Here is a 12703-nt window from a genome sequence, read left to right on the forward strand (position 1 = left end):
CCGGTCGAACAGTTCGACGCGTGTATCAGGGCACGATGACGTACTTCCCGACATGGGTGCGCTTGAGCAGCCGCTCCTGGGCCGTTCGCAGTTCTGAGAGCGGGAAGGCCTCTTCGAGCAGCGGGGTGACGAGACCGGTTTGAACGATCTCGACCAACCGAGTGAAAGTCAGCGCGGTGGGATTCGTGATTCCGTACATCTCCAGATCTTTGTAGATCAGATCGCGAAGATCGATCTTCGTGGTCGGGCCGCCGATGGCGCCCGCGGTCGTGTAGCGACCGCCGCGGCGGAGCATCTTCAGGACCGTGTCGAACATGGCACCGCCCACGACGTCGGCCACCACGTCCACACCTCGCTCACCGACGAGCTCCTCGACCTCTTCCCGTAAGACACCGGAATCGCGAGGCACGAAATCATGTGCTCCTAGTTCTCGCAGGCGGGATTCCTTCGCGGCGCCGGCGATGGCGATCACGTGGGCGCCCCTGGCAAGCGCGAGCTGGATGAGAGCCGTTCCCACGCCGCCGGCCGCGCCCGTGATGGCGATGGTCTCGCCCTTCGAGAGCCCCGCTCGTTCCAGCATCTCCTCCGCCGTGTCGTAGGAGCACGGGAAGGTCGCCAGCTCCGCATCGCTGAGAGGGCTGTCGACCACGTGGGCATTGATCGAAGGAACCGCGACGTACTCCGCGAACCCGCCGTCCCGCTCACTTCCGAGGTATTCCACGAGCTGCGCTCGCGGGGGCAAGTCCTCGTCGCGAACCGACGGATCGACGAGGACCCGCTCACCGATCCGCGCGCGGTCGGCGCCGTGCCCCACTGCCGCAATCCGACCGACCACTGCGGCGCCCTGAATACGCGGGAAGTGAACACTCGCCTGATTCCACGACGATGCGGCACCGTCGTCTCGGCCGTGGACGCCCAGCTCTTCTGAGACGCTCGACTCCACGACGGAGTCGTACCAACCCGTGCGGGTGTTGACCTCGGTGTTGTTCAACCCGCACGCCCCGACGCGAACCAGGACCTCGCCGGCCTGCGGAGTCGGTGTGGCCAGCTCGTCGGTGCTGACCAGTTTGTCGAGCCCACCGTGTCCGGTCAGGACAACAGCCCGCATCGTCGGTGGGACATTTCCATCATCAAGCACGTCCACTGCCGCGGCTCCTCCCTGTGTCGTTCTCGCTGTCAGGACTCACGGGGCCAGGTCAGGATTGACCATGACGTGCTTGAACTGCGAGTACTCATCGAGGCCGTGCCCGGAGAGTTCCTTGCCGTAGCCCGAGTTCCGGAAGCCGCCGAACGGCATCTCCGATGCCACGTTGATGTGCTGGTTGACCCAGACGGTGCCGAAGTCGAGGTCGCGCGTCAGCCGCATCGTCCGACCGAGGTCCGTGGTCCACACGCTCGCGGACAGACCGTAGGCGACATCATTGGCCATCGCGAGCATTTCCTGCTCGTCGCTACCCCGCTGGATCGTGACGACCGGTCCGAAGACCTCTCGCTGGATGATCTCAGAGGACTGCTCCACGTCCGTGATCACAGTCGGTGCGTAGAACCACCCATCGCGGGTCAGCCGCTCGCCCCCCATGCGAATCTTGGCGCCGCAACCACGTGCCCGCTCGACGAATCCGGCGACGCGCTCCAGTTGCGTTCGCGACACGAGCGGGCCCATCGTCGCTTTCGGATCGCTCGGGTCACCAACGCGCAACTTGGCGACCTCATCGCAGAACGCCGAAACGAAGTCGTCGTAGACGGAGTCCTCGACGATCACGCGGCACGCGGCGGTGCAGTCCTGGCCGCTGTTGGAGTAGCCGAACCCGACGAGATCACGCGCGGTCTCCCGCACCGGACTGTCGGCGAACACCAGGACCGGCGCCTTCCCGCCGAGTTCGAGGCTCACGCGCTTCAACGTGTTGGCGGCCGAGGCGGCCACGTCCTTGCCGGTCGCCACATCCCCCGTCAACGCGACCATGCGCACCTTCGGGTGCGCGACCAGCGCCTTGCCGGTCGACGAGTCGCCGAGCACCAGATTGAGGACACCCGGTGGCAAGAACCGATTGGCCAGGTCGACCAGCCTGATCGTCGTCTCCGGAGTCAGCTCGGACGGTTTGATGACGACGGCGTTACCAGCTGCGATGGCGGGGAAGATCTTCCACACGCCCATCAACATCGGATAGTTCCAGGGCGTGATGAGGCCGACCACGCCCAGCGGCTCACGGCGTAACCACGAGGTGCTGCCGTTCGCGTACTCACCCGCGGCCGGCGCGTGCGAGGCCCGCGCCGCCCCCGCGCTGAAGCGGATGACATCCCACCACCAAGGCGTCTCCTCGTGGGTGTGGGTGATGGGCCGCCCGACGTTCTCACTCTCGCGCTGGACGAAGGCCTCAGCGTCTGCTTCCATCGCATCGGCGATCTTCAGCAGAATCTCGGCGCGCTCGACAGGTGGTGTCCGTCCCCACCCCGGGGCTGCGGCTGCCGCGGCCTGCACAGCGGCATCGACTTCCGCGTCCGTGGCGTTGCGGTACGCGGCGATCGGTCGCTCGCTCGCAGGGTTGACGACGACTGATGCCCCCGGTTCGTCAATCTCGGCGATCCAAGCAGCGGCAGCGCTCGTGCGCTCGGATGATGCGGACACGGGATTCCTCCTTGTGTTGAACTCTCAATGTCTTCCGTTCGCGGACGAATTCCAGGAACGGTTGCGCGAGGTGCCGGATTCGCCGGGCTACTGCCGCCCGATCTTGGCGTAGATCTCCGGCCGAGTCCGCCGGAAGATCGCCGCCATGCAGACTCCTGCGAGGAAGAACGAACCGATCAGCAGCAGGAGCACGGTCGCAAGGCTCGCCGACCCGCCGATCAGAATCTCGAAGTTGTCCGCGGCCAGCACCACGCAGGTCACGAGGCCGACGGCCGCGACGAACGGACACGCGACCGTTGCCCAGAAGGTGGCCAGCTCTCCCCCGTGACGACGCATGTACAGCGGGACCGCGATATCGGTCAGCAGGATCGCGACGATCAGCACGAAACTGGCGATCCCCAGCATCGCGGCGTAGAAGCGCATGGGCTCGAGGTTGAGCACGATCACCGGAACGTTCGCCAGCAAGGCCGCAACGCTCGTCGCAACCGAGGCGACGTGGGGAGACCCTTGCCTGGCATGGACCCCGCTGAGCCTGGACGGCAGGATCCGATCCGCGCTCAGGTTGAACACGTACCGGCTCACAATGTTGTGCCCTGCGAGGAGCACTGCGACGGTGCTGGTCGTGACCAGTGCTGTGGACAGGTCGAGGAGGAGCTTGCCACCGAACTGCTGCATGGTGCCCTCGACGGCCGCCGTCGGGTCTGCCGATGCGGTTGCCACCGCCTCATCGATGCCGAGGGCGTTGATGAAGAGCCAGGCTGTGGCGCCGTACAGCAGCATGCCGAAGATCAGCACCGCGTACGTTGCGCGGGGCACCGTGCGAATCGGGTCCCGCACCTCGTCGCGGTAGAGCGCGGTGACCTCGAAGCCACCGTACATTCCGAGACCGTAGAGCAGCGCGATGCCGAACGAACCGTCGAACCAGCGGCTCGGGTCCAGCGGTGCGGCGGACAATCCCGCGGCACCGCCCTGGGCGAACACCGCGACGTCGTAGGCCACGATGACCGCCACCTCGGCAACCAGGAAGACCGCAAGCACCTTGGCCGACAAGTCGATCCGGCAGTACCCGAGAGCGGCCACGGCGCCCCAAACCAGGAACGCGAGCGCCCACCACGGCACATCGATCCCACCGAAGGTGTTCTCCAGGAGAGAGTTGAGCACAACGCCGCCGAATGCGAAGGTTCCGGCGTACCCGCAGAAGTACCCGAACAGGGCGAGAACCCCGGAACCGAGGCCGATCTCGCGACCGAGACCAGCGGTGATGTAGGCGTAGAAGGCACCGGGATTGGGCAGCACTCGCGCCATCCGCGTGAACCCAACCGCGAAAGCGCCGAGGATGAGTCCCGCGGCGACGAACGCGACTGGGATGGCTATCCCGTTGCCGACGGTCAGCATCACCGGAATCACCCCGACGACGATGACCAACGGCGCGTTCCAGGCCATCACGCTGAAGAAGAGGTGAACAGCGCTGAGGTTGCCGCGCAATCCGTCCTCGCCTGGCCTAGCCTCTCGGGGCACCACCTTCACATCGCGTGTCACGTTGTCCCCGCCCTTCCACCGGATGGCTCATACCGACGCGCAGGTTCGTCCGCATCGCCGTCGTTCACTTCTCGAGCGCTGTGATCTGGGGCATAACTCTGCGCTCGCCATCACCGCGTCCTCAACTGTGAAACTCACGACGTGTCACCTCTCGTTTAGGTCGAACTGAAGGAAACCCAACCTGGATCGCACGGAGCACCGCCGCAGTTGCCACCCCGTGCCGAACCGCTGGGGAGCCGTTCCGCATCGTGAACCGCTTGATGAGCCATGCCGAGCTCATCGAACACAAGCAAAGGTCAGGAGATCTGCCGGGAGGAAGATTCACCGTCGGCCGTTCCACGATATGGATCGTTTTCCTGCGACTTTGTCCGATTGCTTGGCTCTGAACACCAGAGCAGAACACAGTCAGACCGGATCGTGGCCCAGATCACGGCACCGGTCTGCTTCGAAGAACCGCGGGACAGCACCCGCCGACACTTCTTCCAAGCTCCTACTCAAGACGAGGGGCAGGAACCGCTATGACACCGACGTCCGCGGCTCAACACCCACCACAGATCCGCATGCGAATTGCGCACCCGAGCTTTCGGCAGGTGCCTCGCCGGCTTCGTCCCCGGACCTTCCCGGCGGTGCCCGCCGTGGAGTCCGGCGAACTCATCTCGCGCTTGACCAGCACGGACGATTCTTCGTGCGACGGTGAAAGCGGTGCCAGGCCGAAACTCGGGCGGTGAATTCTCGCCGTGGACCGGAGCGGTCAACCACGCGGAAGGAAAGAGAAGTCCTTTCGCACGCCTGATGCAACGTGACGATGCCGGTGATCAGGCAACCAAGAAGACATTCGTGTCCGTGAGCTTTCATCCATAGGGACAGCACATGAGCGACAACAGTGCGAGCACGACCACGTTTCGCGGGTCGTCCGCCGGCAAGGCAGATAACGAGCCGAAACTGAGAGGGAATCTCGGAACACTCGGCCTCTTCTTCAGCGTGATGGCGTTCAACGCCCCTCTAGTCGTGGTGATCGGCGTCATCCCGATCATGGTGAGCTCGGGGAACGGGATCGGCACGCCGGCGCTCTTCATCATCGGTGGATTGATCGTGTCCACATTCGCCGCAGGGTATTTGCGGATGTCGGACATCCTTAAGCGCCCAGGCGCCTTCTACTCGTTCATCACAGCGGGCCTGGGGAAGAAAGTAGGGCTAGGTTCCGGACTCGCCATGCTCCTCGCGTACTTCTGGGTGTGCGCGGGATATCTTCCCTACGGTGGTGTAGTGCTCGGTTCCCTCGTGTCGGACACCTTTCACGGGCCTGAACTTCCCTGGTACGTCTGGGCGTTCGCGTTCTGGCTGATCGTCGCGGTGCTCGGGTATCTCCGGGTTGACTTCTCGGCGAAGGTGACAGCTCTCGTCCTGTTCGGCGAACTGATCGTCGTCCTCGCCTACGACGTGGCGGTCTTCGCGAGTGGTGGCGCCGCTGGGTTGAGCACAGCGCCGTTGGTTCCGACCAACTGGTTCGACGGATCGATCGCGATCGGGCTGCTCCTGGCCGGCGGCATGTTCGGCGGCTACGAGGTCACCGTTCTGTTCCGGGATGAGGTGCGCAACCCGACCAAGACGATTCCCCGGGCCACCTACGGCCTGATCGCTTGCGCAGCAGTGCTGTACGCCGTCACGTCATGGCTGTTCATCAACGCGCTCGGGGTTGACAACGCCGTGTCGGCGACAACGGCGGACCCGATTCAGGCGATGGATTCGACCATCGTCGCCTTCGGAAGCCAATTCCTCCTCGACGCTGCCACGGTGCTGGTCAACACCAGTGTTCTCGCAGTTATCGTCTGCGCCCACAACGTCGGCTCGCGCTACCTCTTCAACCTCAGCGCCGACGGAGTGTTCCCGCGTGCTTTGAGCGGCGTGCACGCTCGCCACGGGTCGCCGCACGTGGCATCAATGGTGTTGAGTGCGGCAGCTCTCGCCGTGAACCTGGTGGTGGTCGTCCTGCAGATCGATGCGATGGTCTTCTACGCCGCACTGCTGGGCGTGGCCGCACTGACCGGCATCTCGGTGCAGTTCGTCACCGCCATCGCAATTCCGACCTATCTGGTGCGCAATGGCCACCACAAGCAACACCTCGCCAAGTCGATCGTCCTCCCCTTGATCGCAGCAGTGGGATTCGGCGTCATCGTGGCGCTGTCCATTGTCAACTTCACTCACCTGACCGGCGGCTCGCAACTCGTCTCCAACATCCTCCTCGTATTCGTCTACGGCGTCTTCGCGTTCGGTTTCTTCCTAGCCGTCGCCCTGAAGCGGTGGCGCCCGGAGGTTTACCAGCGAATCGGACGCCAGTGAATCGACGAACCAGCCGAGCGGCAGACGGTTGCTCGGGATCCCCGAGCACACCGGAATGGCCAGGAGACCGCGATCCCGTGAGAACGGAGAAGGGTTCGATGACCAGCGAACGAAGCAATGCCGGAAATTCCGCGTCGAGCGAGGAAGAGTGGTTCGCCGACAAACATGTCTCAAGCGAGGACCGAGCGTCCTACGCGATCGCGGACGACACGCGGCCGGAGTACTCGCTCGGCCCTGACTCCACGCCGCACGAAGGGTTACCGACAGGATCCCTCGCGCTTCGGACGCACATCAGCGGCGTCGCGTACCCGGGTGTCGAGCGCGACTACCGGGTGTACGTTCCGGCGCAGTACGACGGTTCGACACCGGCGTCGTTGCTCGTCTTTCACGACGGGTTGGAGTACCTCGCGGAGGACTTTCGCGCCCACGTCGTGCTCGACAATCTCATCGCCAAGGGCGAGATCCCGCTGACCGTCGCCGTGTTCGTTGAGGCCGGCAAGGAAGGGCCTGGTTACCCCATCTTCGGAGGTTCGGACAACCGCAGCGTCGAGTTCGATTCGATCGACGACGCCTGGGCGCATTTCCTCATCGAAGAGCTGCTCCCGGAAGCGGTGGGCGATCTGAACGTGTCGGCGAATCCGCGTGACCGCGTCATCGTGGGCTTCAGCTCCGGAGGCAACGCCTCCTTCACCGCCGCGTGGCACCGGCCGGACTTCTTCGGCAACGTGATCACACATTGCGGCTCCTTCGTGGACATCCGCGGAGGCCACAACCACGTGCCCCAGGTGCGGCGCAACCCGCGCAAGCCGATCCGCATGTGGCTCCAGAGCGGCCGACGTGACGCGCGAGTGGTCTTCGGCGATCTCGCGATCGCCAACCAGGACATGGGGTCGGCGCTCGAATACCGCTACTACGACCACAAGTTCGTTTTCGGCGAGGGCGGCCACACCCTGCGTCATGGCGGTTCGGTGTTTCCCCGGACGATTCGCTGGATCTGGCGCGACCACCCGTCCAGCGCCAACACGTACTGAGATCTGCACCAACGAGTTCAAAACTCGGCGGAGGCGACCCATCCGCTTCAGCAATGCGCGTGGGTCGCCTCCGGCAATCTGTGAAACCAACCCCACAGGAATGGTGTATGAGCGGCACTGACCTGCCTCTGACGACGTCGGACGACGTGACCATCCGGTACGACGACGAGGGCGACGGCCGTCCCGTCGTACTCGCTTCCGGGTTTTCGGATCAGAGTCCCACCTGGTTCTTCCAGCGCGACGCACTGGTGAACGCCGGTTACCGCGTCATCAGGTTCGATCACCGGCTGCACGGCCGCTCGGACGCGCCCACACATGGGCAAAGGATGACTCGTCTCGGATTGGACCTCGGTGAGCTGGTGACCGCGCTCGACCTCCGCGACGTGGTGCTGGTCGGCCACTCGATGGGCGTGTCGGTCAGCCTGGCCTACTTCTCGATCGCAGCTGACGTTTGGGACCGGGTCTCGGCGTTCGTCGCGATCGACCAGTCGCCCAAGATCGTCAACGAGCAGGACTGGCAGTGGGGAGTGCGCGGCATCACGGACGCGAATGTCTACGATGCAGCTCACTTCCGATTCGAATGGTTCAACAATGGCCGTGAGCCTGAAGAACCCGAGCACGTGCGGAAGCTCCTCGCATCGGTCACACCGACGTTCGAGGAGTTTCCCATGGCAACGGTGCGCCGCCTGCTCATCGACCACTTCGTGGCCGACTGGCGTGACGTGCTGCCCCGTATCCCCGTCCCCACCTGGGTCGTCACCGGGCGGCACTCGCCCTTCTACGAGCTCGACGGCATGTGCTGGTTCTCCGAAACCGTCCAGAACGGCAGCCTCAGCGTCTTCGAACAGAGCGGGCACAACCCCCATCTGAACGAGTACCAGGCGTTCAACGCGCAGCTGCTCGAGTTCATCGCGCAGCACTGACAGAGCTGAGTTGCGAGGAACGCACATCAGCGGAACGCGAAGACGGGGCCGGTGAGCACGGCCCCGTCTTCGCGATGCGCGCCATCTGATGGACGACGCACCCCTCAGTCGTGCTTCACATGCACCGCGCGCTGAGCCCGCCGTCGACCGGCAGCAGTGCGCCGTTGACGTAGGAGGCCCGGTCGCTCAGCAAGAACAGCGCGGCGTTGGCGACGTCCCAAGGCGTGCCCATCTGTCCCGTCGGACTCGCCGCGTGGCGGGCGGCGAGCTCCTGCTCGAGGTCAGCGCCGGCACCTCTGACCTGACGGCCGATCGGTGTGTCGATCAGCCCGGGAAGCAGGGCGTTCGCCCGGATACCGCGTGAAGCGTAGGTGAGCGCGAGCGAGACGGTCAGCTGGTTCACGGCTGCCTTGCCGGCGTTGTACACGGGGTACACGTACCCCGTGTCTCGAATGCTCGCCGTCGACGACACGTTGACGATCGCACCTCGTCGACGGGCGAGCATGTGGGGCAGCGCATGGCGGATGGTTAGGTAGCAGCTCGTGGCGTTCAAGGCCATTCCCTTGTCCCACGCCGTGCGTTCGAGATCGACGATCTCTCCGGGGATGGTCACACCCACGTTGTTGTGCACGGCCAGGGGCGGCTCCCATTCGGCGGCGATCGTGGAGTAGGCGCGTTCCACATCGGCCTCCACGGTGACATCCGCTTGGACGCCGAGCGCCGTCCCGCCCTCCTCGATGATCTGCTGGGCCACGTGCTCAGCGGCGTCAGCATCGACATCGATGCACGCGACTGCCGCGCCGGCACGTGCGAAGGTCAACGCAGCCGCTTGCCCGTTGCTCAGGCCTTCAGCACGCGATCCGGCTCCGAACACTGCGACCACCACGCCACCGAGTTCACCGGAGGCGGAGCGGCTCGGCTCCTCGTTCCCCTGAGCAGTGGGACCGTCGAATGTGAGATCTTGTGGCATTGAGAACTCCTTTCTGTGATCTACTGGGCCGTCTCCGTGATGGGCCGGTCAACCCAGTTCATGAGGTTGCGGAGCTTCTTGCCGGTGAGCTCGATCGGGTGCTCGGCGCTCTTCTTCCGAAGTTCTTCGAGCTCCTTGTTGCCGTTCTCGACATTCGCGACCAGCCGCCTGATGAAGGTGCCGTTCTGGATGTCCTCCAGGACGTCGCGCATGCGTTGTTTGGTTCCCTCGTCGATGACGCGAGGGCCCGACAGGTAGCCACCGAATTCGGCTGTGTCGGAGCAGGAGTAGTTCATCCGCTCGATGCCGCCCTCGTACATGAGGTCGACGATCAGCTTCAGCTCGTGCAGCACCTCGAAGTAGGCCATCTCCGGGGCGTAGCCGGCCTCGACCATCAAGCCCGCCTTCACCAGTTCCTCGGTGCCACCGCAGAGCACGGCCTGCTCACCGAACAGGTCGGTCTCGGCTTCCTCCTTGAAGGTGGTCTTGATGATGCCGACGCGACCGCCACCGATGGCACTCGCGTAGCTCAGCGCGAGGTTCTCCCCCACGCCCTTCGGGTCCTGCTCAACAGCGATCAGGCAGGGAACACCCTTGCCGTCGAGGAACTGACGACGAACGAGGTGTCCCGGCCCCTTCGGAGCGACCATGCCGACGGTGATGTTATCGGCCGGCTCGATGAGGCCGAAGTGGATGTTCAGGCCGTGCCCGAAGAACAGAGCGTCGCCGTCCTTCAGGTTCGGCTCGATGTCCTCGATGAAGATCTTGGCCTGCGACGTGTCCGGCGCGAGCAGCACGATGACGTCGGCCCACTCGGAGGCTTCCGCGGCGCTGAGCACCTTCAGCCCCTGCTCAGCTGCCTTCTCCCGCGACTTGCTGCCCTCACGGAGACCCACGACGACCTCCACTCCGGAATCGCGCAACGACAGCGCGTGGGCATGGCCCTGGCTTCCGTAGCCGATCACCGCAACCTTGCGTCCGGCGATGATCGACAGATCAGCGTCGCGATCGTAGAAGATGTTCTTTGACACAAACTGTCCTTTCAGTATCCGCTCGCGTCGGCGGGCGAGTTTGGCAGCGCGCTGCAGGCGAAGCGCGGCGTTCGGCTGAACTCAGGCGGAAAGCATCCCCGCGGCGGTGAAACCACCGTCGACGGGAACGACGTGACCGTTGATGTAAGCCGCCGCATCAGTGGCGAGGAAGCCGACGGCGGCGGCGACCTCGTCGGGCGTGCCGTAGCGGTGCGCGGGGACGTGGCTGTTGTAAGCCTCCCGCATCGCCTGGGTGTGGACTTCGCGAGACAGCGGCGTTTCGATCGGGCCCGGTGCCACGGCATTGACGGTGATGCCGTGCGGTGCCAGCTCGACGGCCATCTGCTTGGTCAGGCCGATCAACGCTGCCTTGGAGGTTCCGTAGGCGGCACGGCCCGTTCCCGCGCGGAGACCGCTGGTCGAGGCGATGTTGATGATGCGCCCCCACTCGTTGTCGAGCATCAGCCGGGCCGCGTGCTGGCCGCACCGGAACGCGCCGGTGAGGTTGATGTTCAGCGTGGCCAGCCAATGATCGTCGGGGTAGTCGACGAAGGGATAGGTGCGGGCGATGCCGGCATTGTTGACCAGGATGTCGCAGCGCCCGTAGGTGTCTCCGAGCCAGGCGAACGCCTGGGCGATCGATTCGGCGTCTCCGACGTCGAGCTGGAGGGCTTCGGCGGCGGCACCGCGATCAGCGAGGCTCTTCGCGAGCCGGGTCGCGGCATCGTGGTTGAGATCGGCGAGGATCACGTGGGTGCCCTGCTCGGCAAGGCGTTCAGCGATGGCTGCGCCGATGCCCGCTCCGGCGCCGGTGACGAACGAGATGCGCTTACTCATCTTTCCTCTTCATAGTTGTGCGAACCGGATCGGCGCTCAGCGCTTAGTCGACTTTCTGGGCACGCGTGCGGCGCGCATCGACGACCATGACGACCGCAGCGGCGAAGAGGATTCCGACACCCACGATCCAGAACCCGGATGCGGTGTCGCCCGGGGCCGCGACGAGACCGATGAGCAGAGGGCCGACGAGCCCGCCGAAGTTGCCGCACAGGTTGACGAATCCGACCGAGGCTCCCGACTGGTTGCGGGGCACGATCTGCATGACCCAGGTCCACCACAGCGCCAGGGCCGAGTAGATGGATCCGGCGGACAGCACGAGCATCGCGAAGCTGAAGACGGCCCCGAGATCGATGAAGTGGTGGCCCAGCATGGCCGCGCCGCTGAGCGCGATGCAGGGGGCGATGAAGTACCCGAGCGAGCGACCGGTGCTGACAGCGGTCTTGGTGACGACGTACAACGCGACCGTTCCGCACAAGAACGGGATCGCCGTCAGCAAGCCGACCATCAGTGATCCGTGACCGGTCAGTTCACCGATGACGGTGGGCAGCCACAGGGTGAGCGCGTAGATGCCCATGGCCCAGAAGAAGTAGACCAGCGCCAGCAACCACACGGTGGGACGGGCGAACACCTGCAACAAGGTTGATTCGTCGGTGGTGGCGACGGTCCGGGTCGCCACGATGTAGTCGCGTTCCTCCGAGTCCAGGCGGGGGTTGTCCTCGGGACGCTCGGTGACCGCGAAGTGCAGCCAGACAGCGACGAGGATCGCGGGGATGGCCTGGATGACGAACATCGCGCGCCAGTTCGTGATCTCGATCAACCAGCCTGACAGCGGCGCCATCACCGCTGTCGAGAGCGGCACGGTGTACATGGTCAAGGCCACCGCGAGTCCGCGTTCCCGCGAGGGGAACCAGTTGATGAACATGACCGCGAACGCGGGGAAGATCGCGCCCTCGGCCAACCCCAAGACAATGCGTGCGGCCACGAGCAGCGGGTAGTCGTGCACGGCACCGGTCAGGCCGGCCGACAGGCCGATGACGACCATGCAGACCACGATGATGCTCTTGGCCCGGCCCTTGTTCGCCCAGGCGCCCGCAGGTATGCCGCTGAGGACGTACCCCCAGAAGAAGGTCGAGAACACCACGCCCATCGCAGCCGCGCTCAACTGGAGTTCGCCGGCCAGGTGCGGGGACGCGACGCTGATGTTGGTGCGGTCCATGAAGCAGATGAAGTAGGTCACGAACAACGGCACTCCGATGCGCGACCAGCGGGCCTGCCGGAGATCGATTCGGGGTGGTCGTTCGTTCACGATGGTCGCCATGTCTCGGTCCTGCCTGTTGAGCGACGTTGCTTGGGACGGCGGGAAGCCTCCACAGAACTGCGGCTCGTGAGCTGAGTCACGATGTCGG

General features: G+C 64.7%; 10 protein-coding genes. 3 read left to right on the plus strand and 7 right to left on the minus strand.

Translation table 11 applies throughout. The annotated features are described in order from the left end of the window. Positions 1–25: 25 nt before the first annotated feature. From R4I43_RS24340 to R4I43_RS24350, 3 genes are all read right to left on the minus strand, one after another. Entirely contained in the window at positions 26–1108 is a 1083-nt protein-coding gene (locus tag R4I43_RS24340; protein ID WP_324268013.1) for an alcohol dehydrogenase family protein, read from the minus strand. Between the two features lie 75 nt (positions 1109–1183). After that, positions 1184–2626, minus strand: a complete 1443-nt coding sequence (locus R4I43_RS24345; RefSeq protein WP_324268014.1) for an aminobutyraldehyde dehydrogenase — start codon at positions 2624–2626, stop codon at positions 1184–1186. An 87-nt stretch (positions 2627–2713) separates the two neighbouring features. Continuing rightward, positions 2714–4144, minus strand: coding sequence for an APC family permease (locus tag R4I43_RS24350; protein WP_324268015.1), 1431 nt, complete (start codon positions 4142–4144; stop codon positions 2714–2716). Positions 4145–5035: 891 nt separating this feature from the next. Between R4I43_RS24350 and R4I43_RS24355 the strand changes: the two genes are divergently transcribed. The 3 genes from R4I43_RS24355 (at position 5036) to R4I43_RS24365 (ending at position 8459) form a co-directional block, all read left to right on the plus strand. Further along, on the plus strand, positions 5036–6505 hold the full coding sequence (locus R4I43_RS24355; protein ID WP_324268016.1) for an APC family permease: 1470 nt from the start codon (positions 5036–5038) through the stop codon (positions 6503–6505). A 98-nt stretch (positions 6506–6603) separates the two neighbouring features. Continuing rightward, a complete protein-coding gene (locus tag R4I43_RS24360) occupies positions 6604–7536 on the plus strand; it encodes an alpha/beta hydrolase (RefSeq protein ID WP_324268017.1) in 933 nt (310 codons plus the stop codon). 107 nt (positions 7537–7643) lie between these two features. After that, complete coding sequence (locus R4I43_RS24365) at positions 7644–8459, plus strand: alpha/beta fold hydrolase (RefSeq protein ID WP_324268018.1); 816 nt, start codon at positions 7644–7646, stop codon at positions 8457–8459. A gap of 115 nt (positions 8460–8574) precedes the next feature. Here the strand turns inward: R4I43_RS24365 and R4I43_RS24370 are convergent, their stop codons facing one another. From R4I43_RS24370 to R4I43_RS24385, 4 genes are all read right to left on the minus strand, one after another. Further along, positions 8575–9345 (minus strand): SDR family NAD(P)-dependent oxidoreductase, encoded by a 771-nt coding sequence (locus R4I43_RS24370; protein WP_324268019.1) that lies wholly within the window; start codon positions 9343–9345, stop codon positions 8575–8577. 104 nt (positions 9346–9449) lie between these two features. Further along, positions 9450–10517 (minus strand): ketol-acid reductoisomerase, encoded by a 1068-nt coding sequence (gene ilvC / locus R4I43_RS24375; RefSeq protein WP_324268046.1) that lies wholly within the window; start codon positions 10515–10517, stop codon positions 9450–9452. A gap of 24 nt (positions 10518–10541) precedes the next feature. Then, positions 10542–11297, minus strand: coding sequence for an SDR family NAD(P)-dependent oxidoreductase (locus R4I43_RS24380; protein ID WP_324268020.1), 756 nt, complete (start codon positions 11295–11297; stop codon positions 10542–10544). Positions 11298–11340: 43 nt separating this feature from the next. Beyond that, entirely contained in the window at positions 11341–12615 is a 1275-nt protein-coding gene (locus R4I43_RS24385) for an MFS transporter (protein WP_324268021.1), read from the minus strand. Between the last annotated feature and the right edge of the window lie 88 nt (positions 12616–12703).

This window comes from Saccharopolyspora mangrovi, assembly GCF_035320975.1.
GTDB classification, from domain to species: domain Bacteria; phylum Actinomycetota; class Actinomycetes; order Mycobacteriales; family Pseudonocardiaceae; genus Saccharopolyspora; species Saccharopolyspora mangrovi.

Coding starts and splice junctions, on each gene's coding strand:
- R4I43_RS24355 (WP_324268016.1), top strand. CDS start 5,036: ATGAGCGACAACAGTGCGAGCACGACCACGTTTCGCGGGTCGTCCGCC.
- R4I43_RS24385 (WP_324268021.1), bottom strand. CDS start 12,615: ATGGCGACCATCGTGAACGAACGACCACCCCGAATCGATCTCCGGCAG.
- R4I43_RS24340 (WP_324268013.1), bottom strand. CDS start 1,108: ATGCGGGCTGTTGTCCTGACCGGACACGGTGGGCTCGACAAACTGGTC.
- R4I43_RS24360 (WP_324268017.1), top strand. CDS start 6,604: ATGACCAGCGAACGAAGCAATGCCGGAAATTCCGCGTCGAGCGAGGAA.
- R4I43_RS24365 (WP_324268018.1), top strand. CDS start 7,644: ATGAGCGGCACTGACCTGCCTCTGACGACGTCGGACGACGTGACCATC.
- R4I43_RS24380 (WP_324268020.1), bottom strand. CDS start 11,297: ATGAGTAAGCGCATCTCGTTCGTCACCGGCGCCGGAGCGGGCATCGGC.